13 protein-coding genes and 2 pseudogenes are annotated in these 26391 nt (G+C 62.1%); 5 read left to right on the forward strand and 10 right to left on the reverse strand.

Translation table 11 applies throughout. From position 1 onward, the window contains the following. Window positions 1-64: 64 nt before the first annotated feature. Window positions 65-10690 (forward strand): VCBS domain-containing protein, encoded by a 10626-nt coding sequence (locus AB5K84_RS29310; RefSeq protein ID WP_082901030.1) that lies wholly within the window; start codon window positions 65-67, stop codon window positions 10688-10690. 354 nt (window positions 10691-11044) lie between these two features. Here the strand turns inward: AB5K84_RS29310 and AB5K84_RS29315 are convergent, their stop codons facing one another. From AB5K84_RS29315 to AB5K84_RS29325, 3 genes are all read right to left on the reverse strand, one after another. Further along, window positions 11045-11542: a GNAT family N-acetyltransferase gene (locus AB5K84_RS29315; protein ID WP_038965933.1), complete on the reverse strand. Its 498-nt coding sequence runs from the start codon at window positions 11540-11542 to the stop codon at window positions 11045-11047. Window positions 11543-11679: 137 nt separating this feature from the next. Further along, entirely contained in the window at window positions 11680-12177 is a 498-nt protein-coding gene (locus tag AB5K84_RS29320) for an SH3 domain-containing protein (protein ID WP_011086343.1), read from the reverse strand. A 199-nt stretch (window positions 12178-12376) separates the two neighbouring features. After that, window positions 12377-12865, reverse strand: a complete 489-nt coding sequence (locus tag AB5K84_RS29325) for a DUF2147 domain-containing protein (RefSeq protein WP_011086342.1) — start codon at window positions 12863-12865, stop codon at window positions 12377-12379. 216 nt (window positions 12866-13081) lie between these two features. Here AB5K84_RS29325 and AB5K84_RS29330 point away from each other — a divergent pair, with 216 nt between their 5' ends. The 3 genes from AB5K84_RS29330 (at window position 13082) to AB5K84_RS29340 (ending at window position 15559) form a co-directional block, all read left to right on the forward strand. Further along, complete coding sequence (locus AB5K84_RS29330) at window positions 13082-13768, forward strand: response regulator (RefSeq protein ID WP_011086341.1); 687 nt, start codon at window positions 13082-13084, stop codon at window positions 13766-13768. Continuing rightward, a complete protein-coding gene (locus AB5K84_RS29335; RefSeq protein ID WP_011086340.1) occupies window positions 13765-14865 on the forward strand; it encodes an ATP-binding protein in 1101 nt (366 codons plus the stop codon). Before AB5K84_RS29330 ends, AB5K84_RS29335 begins: the two co-directional genes overlap by 4 nt. 136 nt (window positions 14866-15001) lie before the next feature. Then, a complete protein-coding gene (locus AB5K84_RS29340; RefSeq protein WP_011086339.1) occupies window positions 15002-15559 on the forward strand; it encodes a cytochrome b in 558 nt (185 codons plus the stop codon). Between the two features lie 179 nt (window positions 15560-15738). Here the strand turns inward: AB5K84_RS29340 and AB5K84_RS29345 are convergent. From AB5K84_RS29345 to AB5K84_RS29360, 4 genes and pseudogenes are all read right to left on the reverse strand, one after another. Continuing rightward, window positions 15739-15917, reverse strand: a pseudogene (locus tag AB5K84_RS29345) (ParB N-terminal domain-containing protein); the annotation flags it as partial. Window positions 15918-15980: 63 nt separating this feature from the next. Next, a pseudogene (locus tag AB5K84_RS29350) lies at window positions 15981-18328 on the reverse strand (TonB-dependent receptor). A gap of 719 nt (window positions 18329-19047) precedes the next feature. After that, window positions 19048-19416 carry a hypothetical protein gene (locus AB5K84_RS29355; protein WP_011086335.1) on the reverse strand — a complete coding sequence of 123 codons (369 nt, stop codon included), beginning with the start codon at window positions 19414-19416 and terminating at the stop codon, window positions 19048-19050. 334 nt (window positions 19417-19750) lie between these two features. Then, on the reverse strand, window positions 19751-20977 hold the full coding sequence (locus AB5K84_RS29360; protein WP_011086334.1) for an aminotransferase class III-fold pyridoxal phosphate-dependent enzyme: 1227 nt from the start codon (window positions 20975-20977) through the stop codon (window positions 19751-19753). A gap of 234 nt (window positions 20978-21211) precedes the next feature. Here AB5K84_RS29360 and AB5K84_RS29365 point away from each other — a divergent pair, with 234 nt between their 5' ends. Continuing rightward, entirely contained in the window at window positions 21212-21934 is a 723-nt protein-coding gene (locus AB5K84_RS29365) for a GntR family transcriptional regulator (protein ID WP_011086333.1), read from the forward strand. 117 nt (window positions 21935-22051) lie between these two features. Here the strand turns inward: AB5K84_RS29365 and AB5K84_RS29370 are convergent, their stop codons facing one another. Genes AB5K84_RS29370 through AB5K84_RS29380 form a run of 3 tightly spaced genes read right to left on the reverse strand, consistent with a single transcriptional unit; the run spans window position 22052 to window position 26359 of the window. Further along, window positions 22052-23749: a N,N-dimethylformamidase beta subunit family domain-containing protein gene (locus tag AB5K84_RS29370; RefSeq protein WP_011086332.1), complete on the reverse strand. Its 1698-nt coding sequence runs from the start codon at window positions 23747-23749 to the stop codon at window positions 22052-22054. Between the two features lie 35 nt (window positions 23750-23784). After that, on the reverse strand, window positions 23785-26046 hold the full coding sequence (locus AB5K84_RS29375) for a N,N-dimethylformamidase beta subunit family domain-containing protein (RefSeq protein ID WP_011086331.1): 2262 nt from the start codon (window positions 26044-26046) through the stop codon (window positions 23785-23787). Then, complete coding sequence (locus tag AB5K84_RS29380) at window positions 26036-26359, reverse strand: hypothetical protein (protein WP_236842222.1); 324 nt, start codon at window positions 26357-26359, stop codon at window positions 26036-26038. The genes AB5K84_RS29375 and AB5K84_RS29380 overlap by 11 nt, the downstream gene beginning before the upstream one ends. Between the last annotated feature and the right edge of the window lie 32 nt (window positions 26360-26391).

A 26391-nucleotide genomic window follows, 5' to 3' on the forward strand; every position in this document is an offset into this window, starting at 1 on the left:
GCTCACCCGTGTTCGGGTTGCTCCCAAATGACTTTCATATTCTACGCGTTTTGAGGTCGAAGACATGGCTACTCAGGCAACCGGCGGCGGCAGCACCACTTCATTCTCCAACACACCGCAAGCGACGAACGATATTTTTACGAGTGGCCTGACCGCCGCCGGTGTATCCATTTCGCTGACGGAGGATAACCTTCAGCCTGTCTTTTTCGATGTCATGGGAAATGACCTTGGGGGCAATGCCAAGACCCTCTTTTCCATCGACAACGGCATTAATAACAGCGGCGCCATGAGCGGCTATAGTGCGGCTGATTTGCTGACTCAGGATACCGCGCGCGTCGAAGCCACCAGCAGCGATACAAGCTTGAATGGCGCAAAAATCTGGATCACGGCGGATGGTAAAGTCGGGTATGACGCGTCAGCATTAAGCGCTCAAGTCGCTGCCCTGTCAGCAGGGGATTTTTTCACAGATTCATTCATTTACGCTATCCGGCTTGGCAATGGGACGCTGAGCTGGGCGACCGCCACAGTGAGAATTGCCGGGGTCAACGATGGCCCCGTTGCAGCGGCCGACACAAGTGCGGTGAAGGAAGACACCGCGCCGAATTCAGTCAGCGGCAACGTACTCATCAACGATACCGACGCCGATACGCACGACAGTCATAGCGTCACGGCCATCAACGGCTCTGCCACCAAGGTCGGTGCTGATGTGGTCGGCACCTACGGCACGCTGCACCTCAACTCCGATGGCACGTACACCTATACGCTCAACAATGCCCAGGCCAATGTGCAGGCGTTAGCGGCAGACCAGCTGGTTTACGACACTTTCAGCTACACCAATTCCGACAATCATAGCGGCTCGTGCACTGCCAACCTGACCATCACGGTTACCGGCACCAATGATGCGCCGGTGATCACCTCGTCGGCGCAGAGCGGCCTGGCGGCGGAGTGGGCGGATCTGTCGGCGGCCGAAGGGTCCAACACGCCGCATACCGCCTCCGGCGCGGTGACCTTCACCGACGTCGACACGCTCGACAGCCACACTGCGAGCTTCGCTCCCCAGGGCGGCGGCTATCTCGGCAGCTTCACGCTCAATACCACCAACCACGATACCGGCAATGGCGGCTCGATCGGCTGGAGCTTCTCGGTTGCCGACGGCGCCATCGATTATCTGCAGGCCGGCCAAACCCTGACCCAGAAATACGACGTGACGATCTCGGATGGCCACGGTGGCACCGCGGTGCAGACCGTGACAGTGACGATTGTCGGCACCAACGATGCGCCGGTGATCATCTCGTCGGCGCAGAGCGGCCTGGCGACGGAGTGGGCGGATATGTCGGCGGCCGAGGCGGCCAACACACCGCATACCGCCTCCGGCGCCGTGGCCTTCACCGACGTCGACACGCTCGACAGCCATACCGCGAGCTTCGCGCCGCAGGGCGGCGGCTACCTCGGCAGTTTCACGCTCGATACCACCAACCACGACACCGGCAATGGCGGCGCGATCGGCTGGAGCTTCTCGGTCGCCGACGGCGCCGTCGATTATCTGCAGGCTGGCCAAACGCTGACTCAGAAGTACGACGTGACGATCTCGGACGGCCACGGTGGCACCGCGGTGCAGACCGTGACAGTGACGATTGTCGGCACCAATGACGCCCCGGTGATCACCAGCGCCACGCAGTCCGGCACCGTGTCGGAAGGCGACGACCTCCCGGCCGCGGCGCAGACCGCCACCGGCCAGGTCAGCTTCTCCGACGTCGATGCCATCGACACCCACACGCTGTCGGTCAGCGTCGCCGCCGCCCACGGCACCGCCACCGTCGATCCCGACGGCACCTGGCATTACACTGTGCTCGACAGCGGCGCGGTCGATGCGCTCGCCGTCGGCGAGCATCTCGCCGACAGCTTTACGGTCGAGGTCGACGACCACCATGGCGGCCTCGCCACCCAGCAGGTCACGATCGACATCACCGGCACCAACGATGCGCCGGTCGCGGTGCCCGACACCAACAGCGGCCTGGAAGACAGCACCATCACCGGTACGGTCGCGAGCAATGACAGCGACGTCGATGACGGCGCGGTCCTGACCTATGCGCAAACCAGCGCGGTCGCCGGCCTGACGCTGAACCCGGATGGCAGCTACAGCCTCGATGCCACCAATGCCGCCTACCAGCACCTGGCGCAGGGCGCCACCACCGACGTGGTGGCAAACTACACCGTCACCGACGAGCACGGCGCCACCTCGAACTCGTCGCTGACCATCACGCTGACCGGCACCAACGACGGCCCGGTCGCGGTGGCCGACACCAACAGCGGTCTGGAAGACAGCACCATCACCGGCACCGTCGCGAGCAACGACAGCGACGTCGATGACGGCGCCACTCTGAGCTACAGCCTCGATGCGGCAGTCGCCGGCCTGACGATCAACGCGGACGGCAGCTACAGCCTCGATGCCGCCAATGCCGCCTACCAGCATCTGGCGCAGGGCGCCACGACCGACGTGGTGGCGAACTACACCGTCACCGACGAGCACGGCGCCACCTCGAACTCGTCGCTGACCATCACGCTGGCCGGCACCAACGACGCCCCGGTGGCGGTGGCCGATACCAACAGCGGCAGTGAGGACAGCACCATCACCGGCACCGTCGCAAGCAACGACAGCGACGTCGATGACGGCGCCACTCTGAGCTACAGCCTCGATGCGGCGGTGGCCGGGCTGACGCTGAACCCGGATGGCAGCTACAGCCTTGACGCGGCCAATGCCGCCTACCAGCACCTGGCGCAGGGCGCCGCCACCGACGTGGTGGCGAACTACACCGTCACCGACGAGCACGGCGCCAGCGCCCCCTCGACGCTAACCATCACGCTGACCGGCACCAACGACGCCCCGGTTGCGGTGGCGGATACCAACAGCGGCCTGGAAGACAGCACCATCACCGGCACCGTCGCGAGCAACGACAGCGACGTCGATGACGGCGCCACTCTGAGCTACAGCCTCGATGCGGCAGTCGCCGGCCTGACGATCAACGCGGACGGCAGCTACAGCCTCGATGCCGCCAATGCCGCCTACCAGCATCTGGCGCAGGGCGCCACGACCGACGTGGTGGCGAACTACACCGTCACCGACGAGCACGGCGCCACCTCGAACTCGTCGCTGACCATCACGCTGGCCGGCACCAACGACGCCCCGGTGGCGGTGGCCGATACCAACAGCGGCAGTGAGGACAGCACCATCACCGGCACCGTCGCAAGCAACGACAGCGACGTCGATGACGGCGCCACTCTGAGCTACAGCCTCGATGCGGCGGTGGCCGGGCTGACGCTGAACCCGGATGGCAGCTACAGCCTTGACGCGGCCAATGCCGCCTACCAGCACCTGGCGCAGGGCGCCGCCACCGACGTGGTGGCAAACTACACCGTCACCGACGAGCACGGCGCGACCTCGAGCTCGACGCTGACCATCACGCTGACCGGCACCAACGATGCTCCGGTCGCGGTGGCGGATACCAACAGCGGTCTGGAAGACAGCACCATCACCGGCACGGTCGCGAGCAACGACAGCGACATCGATGACGGCGCGGTCCTGACCTACGCGCAGACCAGCGCGGTCGCCGGCCTGGCACTGAACCCGGACGGCAGCTACAGCCTCGATGCCGGCAACGCGGCCTACCAGCATCTGGCGCAGGGCGCCACCACCGACGTGGTGGCGAACTACACCGTCACCGACGAGCACGGCGCGACCTCGAACTCGACGCTGACCATCACGCTGACCGGCACCAACGACGCCCCGGTCGCGGTGGCGGATACCAACAGCGGTCTGGAAGACAGCACCATCACCGGCACGGTCGCGAGCAACGACAGCGACGTCGATGACGGCGCGGGCCTGACCTACGCGCAGACCAGCGCGGTGGGCGGTCTGACGCTCAACCCGGACGGCAGCTACAGCCTCGATGCCGACAATGCGGCCTACCAGCATCTGGCGCAGGGCGTCACCACCGACGTGGTGGCGAACTACACCGTCACCGACGAGCACGGCGCGACCTCGAACTCGACGCTGACGATCACGCTGAGCGGCACCAACGACGCCCCGGTCGCGGTGGCGGACACCGACAGCGGCCTGGAAGACAGCACCATCACCGGCACCGTCGCGAGCAATGACAGCGACGTCGATGACGGCGCCACTCTGAGCTACAGCCTCGATGCGGCGGTGACCGGGCTGACGCTGAACTCGGACGGCAGCTACAGCCTCGATGCCGGCAATGCCGCCTACCAGCACCTGGCGCAGGGCGCCACCACCGACGTGGTGGCGAACTACACCGTCACCGACGAGCACGGCGCGACCTCGAGCTCGACGCTGACCATCACGCTGACCGGCACCAACGACGGCCCGGTCGCGGTGGCGGATACCAACAGCGGCCTGGAAGACAGCACCATCACCGGCACCGTCGCGAGCAATGACAGCGACGTCGATGACGGCGCCACTCTGAGCTACAGCCTCGATGCGGCAGTCGCCGGCCTGACGCTGAACCCGGACGGCAGCTACAGCCTCGATGCCGGCAATGCGGCCTACCAGCACCTGGCGCAGGGCGCCACCACCGACGTGGTAGCGAACTACACCGTCACCGACGAGCACGGCGCGACCTCGAGCTCGACGCTGACCATCACGCTGACCGGCACCAACGATGCGCCGGTCGCGGTAGCCGATACCAACAGCGGCAGTGAGGACAGCACCATCACCGGCACCGTCGCGAGCAATGACAGCGACATCGATGACGGCGCGGTCCTGACCTACGCGCAGACCAGCGCGGTCGCCGGCCTGACGATCAACGCGGACGGCAGCTACAGCCTCGATGCCGGCAACGCGGCCTACCAGCATCTGGCGCAGGGCGCCACCACCGACGTGGTGGCGAACTACACGGTCACCGACGAGCACGGCGCGACCTCGAACTCGTCGCTGACCATCACGCTGAGCGGCACCAACGACGCCCCGGTCGCGGTGGCGGACACCGACAGCGGCCTGGAAGACAGCACCATCACCGGCACGGTCGCGAGCAATGACAGCGACGTCGATGACGGCGCGATCCTGACCTACGCGCAGACCAGCGCGGTCGCCGGCCTGACGATCAACGCGGACGGCAGCTACAGCTTCGATGCCGCCAATGCGGCCTACCAGCATCTGGCGCAGGGCGCCACCACCGACATGGTGGCGAACTACACCGTCACCGACGAGCACGGCGCGACCTCGAGCTCGACGCTGACCATCACGCTGACCGGCACCAACGACGCCCCGGTTGCGGTGGCGGATACCAACAGCGGCCTGGAAGACAGCACCATCACCGGCACGGTCGCGAGCAACGACAGCGACGTCGATGATGGCGCCACTCTGAGCTACAGCCTCGATGCGGCGGTGGCTGGCCTGACGCTGAACCCGGACGGCAGCTACAGCCTTGACGCGGCCAATGCCGCCTACCAGCACCTGGCGCAGGGCGCCACCACCGACGTGGTGGCGAACTACACCGTCACCGACGAGCACGGCGCGACCTCGAGCTCGACGCTGACCATCACGCTGACCGGCACCAACGACGCCCCGGTGCTGAACGCCAATGGTGGATCGCTGCCTTACACCGAGAACCAGGCGGCGACGGCGATCGACACCGTACTGACGGCGTCGGATGTCGATAGTGCGAATCTGACCGGGGCGACGGTGTCGATCACGGCCAACTTCACGTCCGGCCAGGATGTGCTCGGCTTCAGCAATCAGAACGGCATCACAGGCAGCTACAACGCATCGACCGGCGTGCTGACGCTGACCGGTTCTGCGACTGTCGCCCAGTACCAGGCGGCGCTGGAGTCGGTGACATACTTCAATTCGAGCGACAACCCGTCGGGTACGACCCGCACCATCAGCTATCAGGTTGATGACGGCCAGACGGCAAACCACGCCAGCAACATTGTGACTTCGACAGTGGCGGTGACGCCGGTCAATGATGCGCCGGTGGGCGTCGCTGGTCATACGCTGAACTACACGGAAAACCAGGCCGCCACCGCGATCGACCCGGCGCTGACGCTGTCCGACGTCGACAATGCCAATCTGGCCTCGGCGACGGTGCAGATCACCGGCAACTACGTCAACGGCCAGGATGTGCTGGGCTTTACCAACCAGAACGGCATCACCGGATCGTTCAACGCGGCGACTGGGACGCTCACCTTGACCGGTTCATCCAGCGTCGCGAACTACCAGACCGCGCTGGACTCGGTGACCTACCTCAACACCAGTGACAACCCGTCGGGCGTGGCCCGCACGGTCACCATCATCACCAATGACGGGACTGCCAACAGCGTCGCCGTGACCGACACGATCAACGTGACGCCGGTCAACGATGCGCCGGTGGTCGTCGCTGGTCATACGCTGAGCTACACGGAAAACCAGGCCGCCACCGCGATCGACCCTGCGCTGACGGTGTCCGACATCGACAGTGCCAATCTGGCCTCGGCGACGGTGCAGATCACCGGCGACTACGTCACCGGCCAGGACGTGCTGGGCTTCACCAACCAGAACGGCATCACCGGATCGTTCAACGCGGCGACCGGGACGCTCACCTTGACCGGTTCATCCAGCGTCGCGAACTACCAGACCGCGCTGGACTCGGTGACCTACCTCAACACCAGCGATAACCCGTCGGGCCTGGCCCGCACTGTCACCATCATCACCAATGACGGGACCGCCAACAGCGTGGCCGTGACCGACACGATCAATGTGACGCCGGTCAACGATGCGCCGGTGGTCGTCGCTGGTCATACGCTGAGCTACACGGAAAACCAGGCCGCCACCGCGATCGACCCTGCGCTGACGGTGTCCGACATCGACAGTGCCAATCTGGCCTCGGCGACGGTGCAGATCACCGGCGACTACGTCACCGGCCAGGACGTGCTGGGCTTCACCAACCAGAACGGCATCACCGGATCGTTCAACGCGGCGACCGGGACGCTCACCTTGACCGGTTCATCCAGCGTCGCGAACTACCAGACCGCGCTGGACTCGGTGACCTACCTCAACACCAGCGATAACCCGTCGGGCCTGGCCCGCACTGTCACCATCATCACCAATGACGGGACCGCCAACAGCGTGGCCGTGACCGACACGATCAATGTGACGCCGGTCAACGATGCGCCGGTGGGCGTCAACGACACCGGCTCGGCCACCGACGCGGGCGGCACCGGCAATGGCACCGCGGGCTCGAACGCGACCGGCAACGTGCTGACCAACGATACAGACGTCGACAACACCAACGCATCTCTGGTGGTATCGGCGATCCGCACTGGGGCGGTCGAAGGCTCCGGCACGGCCGGCACGCTAGGCTCCAGCCTAGTGGGTGCACACGGCACGCTGACGCTCAACGCCAACGGCTCCTACACCTATGTTGTGAATGACAGCGACTCGGCGGTGCAGGCGCTCAACAGCGGCCAGACCATTACCGACAGCTTCAATTATGCCGTAAAGGACCCGGGCAATCTCACCGACACCGCGGTGCTCACGGTCACCATCAACGGCGCCAACGATGCGCCGGTGAATACGGTGCCCGGTACGCAGGAGGTGGTACAAAATACCAACGTGACATTCAATGGCGCCAAACTCATCTCAATCTCGGACGTTGACGTAGGCGCTGGGACCGAGACAGTGACGCTGTCGGTCGCGCACGGCACGCTGACGCTATCGGGCACCACCGGCCTCTCGTTCACCACCGGCGACGGTACGACCGACGCGACCATGACCTTCTCCGGCACGGCGGCGAACATCAACAACGCCTTGAATGGTCTTCTCTACAATCCAACCGATACTTTCGTCGGCGCCGATACTTTGACGATCACGACGACGGATCAGGGTGGATTGAGCGATAGCGACACCGTTACCATCAATCAGGACAGCCCTAACCCGGGTACGCTGACGACGAGTTCGACCGACGTCATCTTCTACGCCAGCGGCACGAACACGGTAAATGCAACCAATCTGACCTTGAACGGTACAGATAGCATCACCGGCGGAACCGGCACGGACACGCTCATCGTCACCGGCGGCTCCCCTGGACCATTCACATTTGGGAATGGCGTGGGAAACCTCTTTCTCACAAATTTTGAAGTTTTCAAACTGGTCGACACCAACAGCGGAAATCATACCGACAACGTAACGTTCCTTTCGACTTTCCAAAATAATGGGGCACTGACCGTCGACGCGACTGGTATCGGTGGCAATGGAAAGCTCAATTTGGATGCAAGCGCAGTCACGTCCGGAGCTTTCATTGTTATCGGCGGAGACAGTGACGACACTCTCAAGACTGGTTCCGGCGACGACACCCTCACCGGCGGCTTGGGTAACGACACCCTTACCGGTGGTGCTGGCAACGACACGTTCAACGTCAATTCTGGCACTGACAGCGTCACCGATCTTTCAGGGAATGATGTCCTTGTCATAAGCGCAGGGGCCACGGCCAACGCTACCGTCACTGCAGCCTTTACGGCCACGTCATCGACCAGCAACGCTGGTACGGCAAACCTGAGCAGCAACGGCTTTGCCGTTGACTTGAGCGCGGCGACCGGCGCCAACGGCTTTACAGTCACCAACACCGGCGCAGCGGCGGCCATCACCGGTTCAGCACAGAATGACACGCTGATCGGCGGCTCCGGAAATGACACGCTTGCCGGCGGCTCCGGCGCCGACAGCATTACTGGAGGCAGCGGCGCTGATACAATGACCGGCGGAGCCGGTAGCGACACGTTTGTCATTAACAGCGGACAATCTCTCGGCACCGTTGGGGGCTCCGGGGATGCCGGCACGATTTCCGGCTATGACGCGATCAACGACTTCGCCACGACCGGCACCAACGACATCCTTGATCTGCCGGTCACCAACGTGACGGCCAATACTGCCGGCACTAACGGTACTGACTCCACGTTGACCATTTCCGGTCAGACGGTGAAATCGCATGCCATCACGAACGGCGTCATCACATTCGATGATGCCAATGCCTTTGCGTCAGCACTAACCCTGACGTCCACCGCTAACGTCGCAGCCGTCGTGCAGTACCTTCACAACAACGATATAGCCACCGGCACCGGCGCAGCGGTTGCTTTTGTCGCGAACATCGCCGGAACTGCCCATAGCTATGTCTTTGAGCAGGTCGGCACAACTCCGAACGCCGCTAACGACATCCTGGTCGATCTCGTAGGGGTCACCCTGACCAACATCAGTCAGGCACATCTCGCTCCCGCAGGCATTGCCGGCGAAGCCATCAACCTTGGACTGACAAACCCGGTGGATCACGTTGGCACGGTCAGCGTCAGCGTCAGTGGCATTCCGGCGGGTTGGACGCTGAGCGAGGGCACCGACAACGGCGATGGGACCTGGTCGGTGCAGACAAACGATGTCACCGCACTCACTATCACCACGCTTGATGATTACGCGGGCGCGGTGTCGCTGCATATATCGCAAACTTGGACGGATTCTACGGGCGGCACCGGGTTGGCCATGATCGCCGACAACGTCGAAGCCTATGGACAAGGCTCCCCAATCTTCGCGCTCTCAGGCGACGACAACCTGACCGGCTCCACCGGCGACGACTTGTTCGTGTTCTCCCAGCCGATCGGGCATGACGTGATCTACAGCTTCGACGCTGCCTCGGATCAGATCGATCTGATCGGCTACGCAAACTTCACCGGTTTTGGCGACATCCAGGCGCACATGGCCAACGATGCTGCCGGGGATGCAGTGATCACGCTCGCCGATGGCCAGTCGATCACACTGAACGGGGTCGATGCGTCTTCGCTCACTGCTGATGACTTCGTCTTCGATCACACGCCGGTCACCGAGAATCCAGGCCACATGGTGATCAGCGACGGGGCGATCCTGCCGCTATCCGGCATCATCGACAACACCGGCACCATTGAGTTGAACTCAACCGGAAACGAGGCCGATCTGCAGTTGATCGAGCTTGGCATCACCCTGCAGGGCGGCGGCCATGTTGAACTTACCGACAGCAGCGAGAACGTGATCACCGGAACGGTCGCGGACGTCACGCTCACGAACGTCGACAACACCATCGCCGGCGCGGGACACCTTGGGGATGGAGTGATGACCCTCGTCAATGAGGGTACCATTATCGCTACCGGCACCAATTCTCTCGACATTGATACCGGGACCAACGCCATCACCAACTCCGGAACCTTCGAGGCAACCGGCGCCGGCGGGCTTGTCATCCACAGCGATGTCATCAATACGGGCGTGTTGTGGGCCAACGACGGCGACGTCACGATCGACGGCAACGTCAGCGGCAACGGTTCAGCGCTGATCAGTGGGACCGCGACGTTGGCGTTTGCACATGCTTCGGCGGAAAATACCACGTTTGCTGCAGGCGCAACCGGAACCCTCATCCTTGGCGATTCCTTCAACTTCTCAGGGACCGTGTCCGGGATGACCGCAGACGATCATATTGATCTTCTCGACTTCAACTTCGCTAGCGCGCCGACGCTGAACTACACCCCCAACGCGGACAGCAGCGGCGGGACTCTGAGCATCACCGACGGAGCCCATACCGCCAACATCGCTTTGTTGGGTACGTTTGATCCCACCGGCTTCCAGATCGAGGCGGACAAGACGACCGGAACGTTGGTCAGCTACCACGATTTCCATCTGGCCTAAAGGCGGGTTAATCGCGATCTTCGATGGAGCGCATCCTCATCGCGTATATTCGGAGCGTAATGCCAACTATTCGCCCCGGCAGTAAGTCCGCTGCTTACTTCAACCAGTTCCGCACGGTGTCCACGTCCAAGACAATGCCGTGCTTGGCGAGGTCGTCGGCAATTTCCTGCGGCACGGTGCGGCGGCCTAGTTTTGGATCAAGTTTGTAGCTAGGACGGAGAAGAATGGCCGCTCGAAATGGAGCGCAATATCGATCGCAACGGAGCGTCCAAGCCACGCGTGGTCCGGAACGTTCGCACGGGCGCGCTTCACGAAGGCAACGTCTTTCTTCCTTCCGGTGCGGCGCTGGCCGCTCTAAAAGTCGTCGAAATCTCGCCCTTTGTCGTCGTGCAGCATGGGACCGTAGATGCTTTCTTCGGAGCCCGGGATATCGATCGCGTCGAGGTGCTTTCGGTAAAATGCCAAGGGCCCAACGCCACCGATGACCGCATAGGCATATTCCGCCTCACGCATGCCGCGCAGGGTGGTGAAGAGGAGCGCCTCGCCAATGCCCTGCCCACGAGCAGCCTTCGCTACTCCCGTCGGACCAAAGAAGCCGCGCATGGAGCAGTCGGCGCAGGCGAAGCCCAGCAACTCGTTATGCCGCACAGCGATCCAGACCATGACCGGGGAGCGCGTGAAGGCGCGTGTCGCTTCGCTCACCCAGGGATTGTAGAAATGCCTCTCAATCCAGGGAAGCACGATATGCGCCTCCGCAGCCATCGCGCGACGAACCGTGATCCCGTGGGAAGCGATCTTCTCCTCGGTCCGAACGTCGGGAAGATCGTAGAGGCGGACGAGGAGGTCACTCATGGATGGGCCTTTCATTGAATGAATGACGGGTGGTTGCACGCCGATGAGACCCAGGAGATCGATCAGTTACGGACATACCTTCCGGTCCGATTCATGAGTACGCGCTCCAGATGACGATGATGGGCGTATCGAGCCGCCTAGTGGTTGTCCGGCGCGGGCTCATTTTCGGGGTCGACATGGTCATCATCCCAATTGTCGCGCCAACCGGGCGGATTGCCGTCGTCCTCCCAGCGATGGTCGTTCCAACGGTCGGCTTCGCCGTAGAAGCCATAGTCACGATAGTAGTCACGCCAATAGCTGCTGAGGTTAAACGTTACGACGGAGATTTCCGCCTGCGCCGCGTAGGCAGGAACGTAGACGCGGCGCGCTTCGTGAACGAACTGAACATGCGCTCCCGACGCCCAGCCGCGAACACCAGATGCGCTCACGTCGCACCAAGTATAGCGTGCCAGGCATCCGTGAATCGTCAGCGATGAACCGGCCATCAACCTCCCGACCGCTTGAAATCGAACACTCGGTCCGGACCGCACGTTGAGATTCACGCCGGAATATCCGTCGTTTGTTCCGGCATGGCCCTCGCCAGCAAAGGCGATCAGGAGCAGCGTGGTTGCATAGACAATGGGGCGATTTTTCATAGTTTCTCCAATGGAAAGTATCGAAGTGGCACGCCAGGTGGGCTGCGGCCCGGCCACCGTCTCGCTCCCTGCGCATTGCCTCGCGGCTGTTGACGCAGAGTCGAGGCCAAGTTGGGATTTGGTGGAGGACTTCACGCTGAAGCCACTGTTGTGGAAGACGTCGCAGGCGATGATGCGACCTCACATCTAAATGCCGGGGCTATCGCGCAGCCCGAGTCCATATTTCGCTCCCACACACCGAACCGGCGCACCCCCGCACTTCCAGTCGTGCTGCATCAAGTAGGGTAACTGTGCTGGCGTAGCTCTTGCCGTCATCCGCGTTATAGACTCGCCCCGACCATGAGTTCGATGTGGAGGGCAGCATATCGAGGAAGAGCTGAAGCCCCACGATGCGATGCGTTCTGAGAGACGGATCCGGGTTCTTGTCGTCTGTCTGAGGTTTGCCTGTTGCGCTATCGATCGGCTGCTTCAGCCACACGACCTTGCCGCATATTGCCGCGCCGCAGGGCTTCACCACCACCTTGGCGTCGCCCGCCTGAGTCAGCCAGGCTCCAAAGGGACCGGTTCTCGGCATGGTGCGTCCTGCCGCGACGTCGCGCGCGAAAACGAGCGCAATAGCGAAGACGAGCGTAATAGCCAAAACCACCGGAAGTCCGTAAATGGCGGTGCGAACAGGGTCGATGCGCATGCGAAATGGTCCTTACAGAGCGTCGCGGCGATCCAAGAGCGGCTTCGGCTTCCACCAGCCCGCCGGGCAGGACCGGTATGCCGCGTCATCGCTGGCAACGGTCGATCGACCATGGAGAATTGATGGAGACTTGGTGGAGAAGGCCTGTAATAGGTCGACGGGACTCTCACCCTATGCCAAGAGACCCCATCCAGTGACGCCTGACCTCGTGTTCCGATGAACGCCCTTATCCTCATTGCCGAAGATGAACCGCAGATCTGCGAAATTCTCGACGCCTATCTAACGCGTGAGGGCTTCCGCACGGTCCGCGCCGGCGATGGCCGAGCCGCACTCGACCTGCACCTTGCGCTGAAACCGGACCTCATCCTTCTCGACGTGACGATGCCCCGCCTCGACGGATGGGAGGTGTTGGCCGAGATCCGCCGCCGGGGCGATACACCCGTCATTATGATCACTGCGCTCGACCAGGATATCGATCGATTGCAGGGACTGCGCATCGGGGCTGACGACTATGTCGTGAAGCCGTTCAATCCGGTCGAAGTGGTTGCTCGCACCAAAGCGGTATTGCGGCGGGCTGGCCGGTCAAGCGCCGGCGGCATGCTGCGCGTCGATTGCGTTGCTATTGATCTCGATGGCCACATGGTAAAGGTCGAAGTGGATGGAACGGCACAACCACTGCCGGTCACACTGACCGAATTTCGTCTCCTGGCTCACATGGCGCGAACACCGACCAAAGCCTTCACGCGAAGTGAACTGGTCGATGCTTGCCTACCCGGCAGCGACGCCCTCGAGCGGACGGTGGACAGCCATATCAGCAATCTTCGCAAAAAGCTGGACGTGGCCGGCGCGCCTGGCATGCTGTCCGGTGTTCGCGGCATCGGCTATCGTTTGGCCGCGATATGAAGCGGTATCGCCTAAGTCAGCAGATCATCGTCTCAATGAGCGTCGTGGCGACCATCGCGATGCTGATCGTCTTCGTCGGTTCATTCGTCTTCTATGGAATTTATCTAAGCTATTTTCCGCCACCACCCGGGCCGCCTCCCCTTTTGCCAGAAGCGCCGGACTTGGTGATGATCGCAGTCTTCCTTCTTGTCGGACTGGCCCTTGCGATCGTTGTCGCGCTCCGGCTGACGAAACGAATCCTGGCTCCGCTGAACTCCTTGGCGGAAACCGCGCGCAAAATAGCTGCAGGAGACCTGTCAGCGCGCGCGTCCCCCGGCGATCGGTCGCTCGGCGAGACGGCTCATCTGGTAGCCGATTTCAACGCGATGGCACAGAGGCTGCAAGATAACGCAGACGACATGATCGCTTGGAATGCCGCGATCGCACACGAGCTCAGAACGCCCCTCACGATCCTGAAGGGCCGGCTACAGGGCATCGCCGACGGCGTTTTCACGCCCGATGAAGCGTCAATCGGAAATCTGCTGCTGCAGATCGACGGGCTCTCGCGGCTCGTCGACGATTTGCGTACAGTCACGCTGGCCGATAGCGGGCGCCTGGATCTTGGGAGAGGGCCGGTCGCGCTCGCCGCGGAAATTCAAAACGTCGCCGACCTGCTGGAGCCCGTGCTCGCAAACGCCGGATTCTCGCTCGAACTCACGCTGGCAGATTTGGTCGCTCTCGGCGACGGGATTCGCATTCGCCAGGCGTTGCTCGCCCTTCTCGATAATGTTCAACGCTACGCGAAGCCCGGCCGTATCGAACTCTCGACTCTGAAGTCTGGCAACTCCGCCATCATTCGCGTCGAGGATGACGGTCCCGGAATGCCGCCGGAGTTTGCCAAGCGGGCATTCGATCCGTTCGCACGTGGCGCCCTATCGCGCTCGCCACGTTATGGCGGATCTGGGCTGGGCCTATCCATCGTTCGCGCCATCGCCGAGGCACATGGCGGACGTGTCGCGTATCGGACATCCTCACGCGGAGGCGCCATTTTTGAGATCACACTTCCGCTTGAGGACCATGAATCCAATGTTGCACCCGACGCGTCGATTCAAACCTAACATGTCTCGCGCACCAAGCGGGAAGAACCGACTTCACGGATGTTCACCCCCCTACCGACATTACCTGAACCGCACCTTCGTGGATGCCCGTTGCCCGATGTGCATTCTAGACCGTTCCCGGCAAGGAGTCTAAAGCATGATTCACGACGTTGACCCAACGAACGATAAGTATCCGGCGGCACTGCGGATCCTGCACTGGGTGCGCGCCCTGCTGACCTTGGGCCTCATCGCGGCCGGCTGGATGATGACCGTGCTGGCTGATACCGTCACGGAGAAATTCACCCTGCTTTATCCCTGGCACAAATCCTTCGGCGTGCTGGTGTTCCTGATCGTTCTTGCGCAGCTTGCGATCCGCGCGATGTCACGCCTGCCCGGACCGGCGCCGCTCCCCGCCCAGGAGAGACTCCTGTCGCAGGCCGTGCACGTCGCGATGTACGCGCTGCTGCTGCTTGTCCCGCTAATGGGCTATGCGATGTCCAGCTCTTTCACCGACAGCGACGGGGTGTTCTTCTTCGGCATCCACCTTCCTGAACTTCTGCCGAAGGATGATGATCGATTCAGACTGTTCCAGTTTTTGCACAAGACCCTCGCCTACAGCCTGCTGGCTCTGGTCATATTGCACGTCGCCGGTGCGTTGAAGCACCGCTATTTCGACAAGGACCGGCGCACCGACGTTCTCCCACGCATCATCTAATCCGGTTGCCGACACTGCGCCGAAATTACATCTTCAAACCCGCTTTCGGTCCTTCACAGTCGGAAGTTCATCGCGGATGTCGGCAACGCTCCGCGGACCAGTGACCGGACGGTGATCTTGGTCCGCCGCCCGGATCGCCGACCTCATCGCCCGCAGGCGTTCCCGTGCCCGACTGGTAGGTCCAAGAGAACCACTGGCACCAGCGGCAGTCGCAGACGGTGCGCGACTGTTAGCCGGTGAAGACTGTCCATCACGTACAGGGCGTCCTTCGAATTTGCGCGTGGAGCTCCGCTACCCTGTCGGGATCTACCTCTTCGGTCGGGACAGAGCACGTTGGCGGAAGAAGGCACACTTGCACATCGACCAGCCTGCTTTTTGTCAGCAGGATCCGAAGCGTCTCACCGCTCTGTGAGAGCAGCGATTACATGTCGACGGTCATCGACAGCAGATACGTGCGCGGTGCTCCCAGGAAGAACGTTCCGAATGAGGCCACGCTGGACCAATAAGTCGTACCGGTCACGTTCTGGATGTTCGCGCGGAACACCGTCTTCCTGCCGTTGATCGCCGTCGTGTAGCGGGCGCCGAGATCGAGCCGCGTCCAATCCGGGATCGGCTGCTTGTTGTCCGCATCGACGAACTGCCGGCCTGTATAGATGACGGCGCCATTCAAGCCCACGGGAGATCCCACTCGGCTCCGACATTGGCCTGCACGTTCGGAACGCCGATCGGCGTATTGCCCACACGTGACGTGATGGCGGACTTCGTCAGGGTACCATCCAGCAGCGAAACGCCCCCGAGGACGCGAACATCGGGCCTGAGCTCGCCGAAGACGTTGAATTCGAGCCCGCGCACCTGCGTTTCGGCAGTCGCCCCGAAGCGCCCGGCCAACGTTTCGCCGCTCGCCTTCGATATTTCGAAGGCGCTGAAGGTGGTTGCGACCCGCCCGAAATCCACCTTGACGCCGGCCTCGTACTGTTTGGCGATGTAGGGCGGGAGTATCTCGCCGCCATTGGAAACACCCGTCTGCTGCGGCGCTATATCGCCCTTGCTTAGACCTTCGATGTAGTTTGCATACAGGGAGACGTTGTCTCGGGGCCGGACGACGAGGCCGACCACGGGAGTGGTCGCGCTCTTGTCGTAGGAGTTCGCCAGCGTTCCGACATTGGAAACATAGTTGTTCGCCTCGACGCCCTGGCGCCGGACACCCAACGTCAACAGGACGCGCTCGTCGAGAACGGACAAGGTGTCGGCAATCGATAGCCCTGTGAGCTGACTGTCCGAAAGCCGAGGGCGTCCTGCGATCTCGTTTGCGAACTGAGTTGGCGCGACTGTCGGACTATAGATGTTCGACGTAACCAGCGTGCCATTGGTAAGCCGCCGGTACAGTTCGTCGTGATAGACCGAGGCCTGGAAGGTGACGGCATGACGAACGAACCCGGTATCGAAGCGGGCCCGGACGCCGCCATCATATGTATGTCGATCGATGCTGAGCCCGAAGAATTGGGGCGTCGAGGTCGTGTCGCCCCTGGTGTTGGTGATCGTCGGAAGACCGAAGAATCGCTCGACATTGGTCCGCGAGCCGCCCACGTCGGCGAACAGCGTAACCTGATCGGTTACATCGTATTCGTTGCGCCACAAGACCGATTGGTCGTTGATGCGCGACCATTCCCAGGGCTGCGTCACGTTCAGCCGGCCGTCCGGCGCCTTTGGCACCGGCACGCCGGCAGCCATAAGGAACGGACGTGACGGAGCATCGAACCGATCGGTCTGGGCGATGAGGTAGAGCCAGGACCTGTACCGTTCGCCCTGATAGTCGAGGGCCAGCGACCCGACCCCGGTCGTTTCGGACTGGCGATCGATGGGCGTGTCGCCGTCGCGCAGGCTACCGCTGGCGCGTACGCCCCATTCCTTGCTGTCGCCGTAACGCCTCGCAACATCCCAGTGACCGCCAAACCGTGCAGCCGAGCCGTAATCCACGGTGAAGCGCGTCAAATCCTCTCCCGCGCGTTTAGGCACGACATTGATAACGCCGCCGACGCCGCCATTGGGCGCGATGCCCGAGAGCGCGGCTGAGGGACCCTTGAGCACTTCGATGCGCTCGACGTAATCCGTAAAGATGCGGTATGTCGGCGCGATCCCGTACAGGCCCTCGAAGGCAAATTCACCGTTATTGCCTTCGTTGACCGGGAAGCCACGGATGTAAAACGAATCGAGCACACCGCCCGTTGGATGGGAACTTCGTACGGAAGGATCGAGGATCAAGGCGTCCGCCCCCGTCGCTGCCTGCTGATCGCGAATGAATTTGTCCGTGTAACTCGTCACGTTGAACGGTGACTTCATCGTGCCGGTGTTTCCGAGCAGTCCTAGTCGCGCGCCTTGAGCGACCTGGCCGCCTGCGAAGGCGGGCACGACACCCGACCGCGACGGCTGCGACTGCGCAGCGACAGCTTCGGCTTGCAGGGCACCAGGCGCCGTGACGCGCCGTGAAGTTGATCGAACCCGAGACGCATCTCGTTTGCTCGGCGTGCGATGGATCGTCTGTTGCGTTGGAGCATCGACAGTAACGGGTGGAAGCGAGTTGGCGCCTTGCGAGGTTTGGGATTGAGCGGGCGATTCGAACCACGCCAGCAACATCACTCCACCTAGCAGTGTCGCACCAAAGCGAGCTGCCGTCCCAACCTCAACTGCACGTCGCATTTCCAGAAAGTCCCTCAACAGCAACACGTCGCCCAACGTGAACTGGCTCCACGCTCGACCTGCAACGATCATGGATCCAAGATCGGCTCGCCGCGTCTGCGCGCGGCCGACGCTTATCGCTTGTGATTCAGCTCCTCCGCAGACTCGTATTCAGATCAGTTGCCTGCGTTTATATCGGCAACGTCCGATTGCTCACTATCTACATCGCTTCTCTAGTGAGACGCTATCGTCACCGCAACGCAAATGCGTGCGGTGCGACTTAGAATGCCTCGATCATTGACGACTCGAGCCAGTTGGCCTGCGTTTGGAAAACTTCCAAAGGCGCTTTGACGATCCCCAGCTCATTAATGCGCCTCCGATCCCACGATTTCTTTGCGCAGCATGCGCACCGATCTGGATCTCCCTGACCCGACGGACTGTTATTCGCGCGACCGAAAAGCCTGCCACCTCGGCACTTGCCTCGGAAACGAGGAATGTGATCGATGCTGGATTCGACTCCAATAGATCAAGGAAAGAAACAACCGTTGCTGCTATCGGATCACGATTGGGGCGCGATGGCGCAAAATCGAAGAAGGCATTTGAGCAATGACCTCTATAAGACCAATGTGTGTCGGAGCGTTGCGCTTTCAAGGGCTTCACGACTGTGCAAGGAGGTAGGCGAGAAGCGTGCGAATACGTCATCATGATCGCTCACGACGCGAAGAGTTTTGTTGACGCCGTCCGTGATCATCCGGACGGCGTCAGGCGCGACGCCGAACCAGCCGGCGATGAGTACGGCAAAGGGTGACACGCTAGACGTTCCATCCTATGAATTTTTCGGTTGCATAGAGAGTTGATAGAATCGGAGAGTATGGAGTTCTTATGTCCGCCAGGTTGCCTACTGTCTCCGTACGAATGGCATCTGCCCTGAGGACACCAATGTCGATCAGCTTTGAGGTCGACAATGTCTGGGTCACGTCGTGAGCACTCTGCCGAAGTGATCGGTCAGAGGCGTCCTCCAGAGTCTCCTTGTCGTAGGCGCCGAAGATATCGCGCTCACCGAGCAGTAACCGGATCGCCTCCTGGAGTGCAGATTTTTCGCGTCGCTCGTCGGCCGCCGCGGTCAGCAACGCCGCCGCAAGCGCTTCGTCGACTAGGGAAATACCGGCCAGAACCCACACGAAAGCAGTAGCGGCGCTCGCTTGATGACTGCCAGCCGCGCGGAGCTACCGAGGTATCCGGTATCGAGCTCGCCAATGAACACATCCGTGCGGGACGAGAAGCTACAGAAGCCGGATCAGCATTAACGGTGCCGTCAATAAGCTTCCAAGTCTGGCCCTGACGCCATTTGGGCGCAGGTCCGATGATTCTGCACCGACCAATCTGGCTTGAAGCAGATTGATTCCGGAGCCAACGGGAGCTGATCGAACACCCGATCCGAATAGGCGAGGATGGCCTTAAAGGCCCGCATCGGCACGGCTGACTAAACCTGGAAACGGCAAGCAGAGCAAGGAATCACAGCCCTGCTACCACAGCAAAGCCATGTTCGGCGGCTTGGAGCGCCTCGGCGATGTCCGCCTCGGTGTGCGCGGCGCAGAGGAACATGTTGTGCTTGGGATGGAAGTAAACGCCTCGCGCCAACATCGCGCTGCAGAAGGCCGAACCCTTCCGGTAAGCCGGATCCTGGTCGAACAGGAGAGTCGGCATCTGCGCAGGCCCCGATTGGCGAATTGACACGCCGAACTGGCGCGAACGTGTCTCAAGGCCCTCACGCAGCATTTGCCCGAGCTGTGCAAGACGGCTCGGCACATTGTCCCTGCGCACGATCTTCAACGTCGCCACGGCGGCAGCCATCGCGACAGCGCCGGCCCAGAATGACCCGGTGACAAAGACCTGGGACGCGGCACCGCGGAGCCAATTGGCTCCGGTGACAGCCGCCAGGGCATAGCCGTTGGCGATCGCCTTGCTCCAGGCGGACAGGTCGGGGCGGACACCAAGCCCTTCCCAGCTCCCGGCAGCGTTCAGGCGCAAGCCTGCGCGGACTTCATCAATGATCAGCGCAGCCCCTCTGTCGTCGCAGATGCGGCGTGCCGCATGCGCGAACTCCACGGTGGGAAGTTCCTGGTCGAGCCCGAGATCGTGGCGGTATGCCGAGACCAGGATGCCGGCGAGATCGTCGCCGGCCGCCTTTGCCGCCACCTCGAGACTCTCGACATCATTGAAAGTGAAATATGCGAGATGGGCGCGATCCTCTGCAGTCACACCGAGCAACGACGGGGAGCACCAAGGCACAGCACCATGATAGGCGCCCTTGGCGACCAAAATCTTTCGCCGGCCCGTTGCTGCCCTCGCGATGGTGACGCAGGTCGTAGTCGCGTCGGTGCCGTTCTTCTGGAATTGCGTCCAGTCGGCGTGACCCACCATATCCACGACGAGCTCGGCCAGCTCGACCATGACTTCCGCCGGGCCGTTCAGACAATCCCCCTCACGGCGCTGACGCTCGGCAGCCTCCTCCACTTCGGGATGATGGTGGCCGAGCAGATTGGGTCCCCAACTGCACATGAAATCCACGTACCGGTTACCATCCACATCCCAGAGCACCCCGCCCTCGCCGCGCCGGAAGAATTGCGGATAGCCGTCCGGCAGCTTGGCCGCGTGGAGGTGCCCCCACATCCCGCCCGGCACGACCTTCTCCGCGCGTGCGCGCAGCGTGGTGTCCCTTGTTCGGTTCAATCCCGGCATGACGGCCCTCTCCAACTCCAAGACGATATATCATATATTATCAGGTGAATTGCAAGTGGCTGTCTCCCTATGCCGATGTGCAGCAACCCGACCACAAGGAGTGACCTCCTTTCGGCAGAATCGGCGCCAGCGGCTAATGATTTCGGCAAATCTGCCTTCCTATATTATATATAAAGTGGATTCGAGCAGGTGGTGGGGTTGGCACAAACGGCCAAACCCTTGCGAGGGACCGAAATGAACGACGTGGAACAGAAGCCTGGCGAGAGCGGAGTTGGTCCCGTCGCCCGCGATAGCCTGACAAGCCTTGTCTACAACAACCTGCGACAGGCGCTGATGGAGGGCCGGTTCTGGCCGGGCCACCGCTTCAAGATCCGCGAGCTCGCTGCGACGATGAACGTGTCGGAGACACCCATTCGCGAGGCATTGATGCAACTCGTGCGCGGGCGCGCCCTCGAGATGCAGGCTGGCCGTTCGATCATGGTCGCTCACATGACAGCCAAGCAGTATATCGAGCTCAGGACCGTGAGGCTGTTTCTCGAAGGCCTCGCCGGGGAGCACGCCACGACGCGCATTTCCGAAGCAGGCATCGACAAGATGGAAGCAATCCATCACGAGTTGATCAGCGCCGAAAAAGAGCGTCGGTGGTCGGACGCGGTTCGCGCCAACTGGCAATTCCATCGCGGCCTGTACGATGGATCTGGACTTCCCGAGGTGCTTGCCATTCTCGACGATATCTGGATGCGCAACGGTCCCTTGCTGAATTTTCACTATCCGCACGCGCCACCAATTTATCCGAACGAGCATCAGCACTTGTCCGTGCTCAACTATTTGCGACAACGCCGTCCCGATAAGGTGCGGGAAGCGATCCAGGCCGACATGATGGAGGGCGGCCAAAACCTCGTGCGGCTCCTGGAAAAGCATGGCGGCACCCGCAACATGACGCCTGGGGAGGATTGACCTCAGCGGCGCATCTTTCGCGCCTCCGTCACAGCGTCGATGATCGCGCGATGGGTTCAAACTCCGCGATGTCCGTTGTGCATGGCGCGGGCTGTCGTTCACGCGTGGCTTGCCCGATCACGCCCTCTTCTCTCGCGGCACAGCAGGCGTCGACGACGTGAACCGGTCGAGAATGTTTCGGGTGATCCGCTGCGTGAACGGGTCGCCGCGCTTTAGCCCCATCACCCATTCGCAGGTCGCGGCGGTCAGAACCTCGCCCTTGCCACGGGTCATGTGCACCATCATGCCAGATCCGTATTTGTAGCGGGCAAGTCCCTCCGGCGTGATTTCGCCGGTAAGACATTCCACCAGGCCCTCGTGATCGCTGCTGCGCACGTAGTAGCGAAAGCCCTCGCCTTGCGGCTCGTCCTCGGCGAGGACGGCAGGTGCCATGGCCAATATCTCGATGGTTTCGGGCTGCCCGTCGGCGGGAACGGGAAACGGAAGGCCGTTGCGGAAAGTGTAGTCGAGTCCGTCGACCTCGTAGGCAAAGATGTGCTGCTTGTCGCCGAAGATGTCGGCATAGTGCAGCCCGGTGCCGGCGAAGGCCCAATGTTCGGGGCGATAGACCGTAAAGCCCTTTTGGCCGTTCGGTGCAAAACCTCCCCAGGACGCATAGAGGCCGTGTGCGCCGTTCACACCCACTGTCGAGGCGCCGGGCCAACGCACGTTACGGTCTTCCCAGGCCGACGTCATGAGATGCGTCCTGCCCGTGCCGGCGATGGGATCCTTGTGGATCGCCTTGAACTTGTGGCAGACCTGCCGCTTGCCATCCTCTTCAAGTCGTATCTGCCACAGGAAGTTGGCACCGAAACGCGCGAGCCGTCCGCCGCTTTCCACATAGCGCTCGATCGCCTCACGCATCTCCCATGTCCAGTACTCGTCATGGCCGATGATCGTCACGCAAGGATAGCCGTCGAGCAATTCAGGCAGGTAGTGGAGATCGGTCTGGGTGATCATGTCGAGGGCATAGCCTTCCTTCTCCGCCCACAACACGAAATGACGATCGTACTGGGCCCAGCCAGCCGCCGCGTAATACTGGCCAAAGCCATTGGCAAAGGCCCACTCCTTCATCGGATAGCGCGGGGCATCGCCCATCTCGGGCGCAGGATCGGCGCAGATGCGGGGCGCACCTGCGGGGAGCCAGACCATGCCGCGGGTCCATGGTCGCTCGAGCGACAACACCGGCGACGGCTCGTCCCGGCCCGGACCTTCGACGCCGAAGTAGTGATTGGCACCACCGAAATCGTTGTAGGCAGTCCAGGTACCCGTCGGCAGGATCATCAGGATCTTCGCACGCCGTGTCCTTTCCAATGGGCGCACGACGAAAAAGTGATGCTGGACGAATCGGCCGCCATTCGCCCGCTCGCAGGACGAGATCACGCGATAGAACCCGGAGCGCAGATCGGACGGCAATCTCCACCGGTGCGTGACCGGCCAGTTACATCCATTGCGGTAGGCGTCAGGTGGCGTGGGCGCGAACACACCGTCCAGTGCATCGACCTCATGCACCATTTCCGGCTCAAGGCCATCGCGATAGACCTGCAACCGCCAGGTTTTCGCCGTCGCGCTGGAATGGAAGGCAACCTCCCCTCCCGGATCGTAAGACATCGCGTCGGTATAGGTGTACACCTCCGGCACTTCGGGGTCTTCGCGCGGCGCTTCGTACCAGGGCTGGCTACCCCAATGCTCGTCCGCATGCATCGGGCGCACCTTTCGCGGCGCGACGTTGATGGCTCCCAATTCCGGAGATTGGAAATGGCGCTTGTCAGTCATGGGAGATCTCTTCTGATCGAAGCCGTGTCCGTGCCCTAAGCCTGGGCGGGGATGACGAACGGCGCCGGATCAAGGAACCGTGTCACGACATTCAGGGTGATAGCGCTGATGTTGTTGTCGTAGTTGTTGTGGCCCAGCGACACGCCATAGGTGATCGAGCCAGTGGCAAATACCGCACCGCCATTGGCGGTTTCGAAGAACACCATGTCGGCGCGGACCAAGGCGTTCTGGGTGCCGTCAAGCCCGTCAACCACGGTACGAAACTCTTCCGGCGTCGGGAGCGCGCCTGCCCCCAGACCTTCGGAGGTCGCAATCCGTAACGCGTGCCGCGGCGTTCCCAGATCGAGATCGTAGCGGTCGATCTCGCTACCGACCGCACCATTGTAGCGAAAGCCGAAGTCACCGAGCTTCTCGTCGCGGTCCACGCCCTCGAAGATGAAGGCGGCGCGCGCGTCCTCGCTCTCGGCCGTGCGCAAATAGTAGCCGCAAGTGTCGTTGATCATCGCCGAAAAGCCGACGCCCACGAGCTTCTGCGGTGCAAAGCCGGAGTGCCGCCACAACGAGCCCGGCTCGCCGGTGCCGGCAAGATGAACCTCGCCCGGCTCCGACTCCCAGGTCCGCGTTCCGGCCATGCCGCGGCGGACCTCCAGCGCCGCGGGCGCGGCCGGATGAAAGCCGCAGCGCCAGTAGAACGCATTGCCTCCCATCGAGATGTGCCGCCCCCCGGCGTTTTGGTGCGCCATGATCGCGTTCATCATGCTGAAACTGTAGTATTCGGGATGGGTCGGCGTCATCACGACCCGATAAGGCGCGAGCGCCCGTGCCCCTTCGCGATCGAGCTCGACATCCGTGATCAGATCGTAGGAAATCCCTTTCTCCTCGAGCCAATCGAGGATGTGGGTGTCGTTGATCAGATTGAACCAGTAGCCCCGCGGGCGCATGTTGAGGATGGGCCGCAGCCAGGAGCTGTAGGCGCGCCCCGATCCGTCGACATGGCAATCATAGGTCGATTGCCCGATCTCCGGGTTCTCCTGCATAAAGACGTCGTCCTGCGGCAGCCACAGGACGTGCTCCATCAGAGTCTCGAAGTGAACCTGATAGAGCCGCAATGCACTGTTGGCATAAGCCAGATAAGTCGCCACCGAAGCGACGATGACGAAATCGGCTCGCCTGGACTTCCTGCCGGGGGTCACGAAGAAAGTGACATAGCTTTCGCAGTTCGCCTCAGGGTCATTCCCGCCAGGCGTCAACCGCAGCGCATAGACGCCCGATCGCCAATCGGCCGGCACATCGAGCGCGCACGTGGTCTGCCACCCGCAATCGTAGATGTCATCGCTGTGGAAATGGATCGCCGCATATTCGCGCGGCGAGAGCCGCCAGTCATGGACGCTCCCCGACCAATGAAAGCCGGTGACGCCCCTGCGGGGCAGCTGGCGCAGGCTGCCGTGCAGACCGTTGGGCGACAGGTCCTTGACAGACAGCGTCGAGATCCCGTCCGCAAAATCCCAGAAAGCGACAAGGCCGGCCTCGGTCGCACCTGTCCGCGGCTGGCAATCGAACACGCGCAGCGCCTCCGCCTCCAGCGGACGCGAGAAGATCCGCGGCGCCTCGATCTTGCCGTCGAAATGAGACGCGTATTGCTGCTCCCCGTTCAGATGATGGGCCGCAATCAGGAACGGCAATCCCGAGTCGAGCGCAAGCGCCAGCGGCAGAGCGAATGATTTCGCGTGGGCGACCGTCGGCTGAACGCCATTCGCCGGAACGATCAACGACAGCGTTGCCGATCGCCGTACGAGATCGATCGCGACCGATACGAACGCCCAGACGCGCTGTCGCAGTTTCACGTCGAGGGTAAAACGGGCCGACGCTCCGGTTGACTGGCCGAGGACCAGAACCGGGCATCCTTCCTCATCAAGCTCGAGAGCGTAGCCGCGCCCCGAGGCCTCGCACCAATTGCCCATCACGGCCTTGGCATTGTCGGCGATGCGCGTCGGACAGACGTAGGCGCCGAAGCACCAGTGTCCCCCGGTCGGAGCGAGAGCGCCATCGTGCTCGACGATCGCGTTGGATCCCGGCCGGATTGGCTGATCGAGACAGGCGTGCTCGCCGTCGACGTTGCTCGTCATCACCTCGTATTTGAAGCCCGGACCGTTGACATCGACATCGCCGCAGCGCAACCGCAGCACCTCGACCTTCACGTTCGGCCGCTTGCTGCTCAACTGGAAGCGGACCGTCTCGCCTGCTGGAACGCTGATGCGGTCCGGATAGCCGAGATACTCGTTCGTCCTATAAATCACCCGAAACCTCCGCAGGCAGCGTCGCGCCAGTCGTTTCCTGCCAACGCAGCTTGAAAACATGCCACTCCGCTTCAGCGAGAGAGGTGAAGACGCGATCATCGACGAAAGGCATGGGATCGCCCCGCCGCTTGGGGATACACGACAGCCGCCAGGCCCTGCCCGGCTCGAGCACGATCAGGACAAGTCGCCCTTCCGGCCTGCCCCATCGCATCCGCGCCAGCAGCTTGCGGAGCTCCGGACTGTGCACACCGAGCGGGCTCGCGCGGAATTCCTCTACGAGATCGAGCCTGCTCGGATCGATGACGTAGCGCATCGCACTGGGGTCACTGGTGTGATCCATGGTCC

Origin of the sequence: Bradyrhizobium sp. 1200_D9_N1_1 (assembly GCF_052075915.1) — a bacterium.
Classification (GTDB): Bacteria; Pseudomonadota; Alphaproteobacteria; order Rhizobiales; family Xanthobacteraceae; genus Bradyrhizobium; species Bradyrhizobium diazoefficiens.

What these genes read in the sequence shown, in the direction of transcription:
- AB5K84_RS29335 (WP_011086340.1), top strand. Translation starts at nt 13,765, where the DNA reads ATGAAGCGGTATCGCCTAAGTCAGCAGATCATCGTCTCAATGAGCGTC.
- AB5K84_RS29340 (WP_011086339.1), top strand. Translation starts at nt 15,002, where the DNA reads ATGATTCACGACGTTGACCCAACGAACGATAAGTATCCGGCGGCACTG.
- AB5K84_RS29320 (WP_011086343.1), bottom strand. Translation starts at nt 12,177, where the DNA reads ATGAAAAATCGCCCCATTGTCTATGCAACCACGCTGCTCCTGATCGCC.
- AB5K84_RS29325 (WP_011086342.1), bottom strand. Translation starts at nt 12,865, where the DNA reads ATGCGCATCGACCCTGTTCGCACCGCCATTTACGGACTTCCGGTGGTT.
- AB5K84_RS29310 (WP_082901030.1), top strand. Translation starts at nt 65, where the DNA reads ATGGCTACTCAGGCAACCGGCGGCGGCAGCACCACTTCATTCTCCAAC.
- AB5K84_RS29315 (WP_038965933.1), bottom strand. Translation starts at nt 11,542, where the DNA reads ATGAGTGACCTCCTCGTCCGCCTCTACGATCTTCCCGACGTTCGGACC.
- AB5K84_RS29365 (WP_011086333.1), top strand. Translation starts at nt 21,212, where the DNA reads ATGAACGACGTGGAACAGAAGCCTGGCGAGAGCGGAGTTGGTCCCGTC.
- AB5K84_RS29370 (WP_011086332.1), bottom strand. Translation starts at nt 23,749, where the DNA reads ATGACTGACAAGCGCCATTTCCAATCTCCGGAATTGGGAGCCATCAAC.
- AB5K84_RS29380 (WP_236842222.1), bottom strand. Translation starts at nt 26,359, where the DNA reads ATGCGCTACGTCATCGATCCGAGCAGGCTCGATCTCGTAGAGGAATTC.
- AB5K84_RS29360 (WP_011086334.1), bottom strand. Translation starts at nt 20,977, where the DNA reads ATGCCGGGATTGAACCGAACAAGGGACACCACGCTGCGCGCACGCGCG.
- AB5K84_RS29330 (WP_011086341.1), top strand. Translation starts at nt 13,082, where the DNA reads ATGAACGCCCTTATCCTCATTGCCGAAGATGAACCGCAGATCTGCGAA.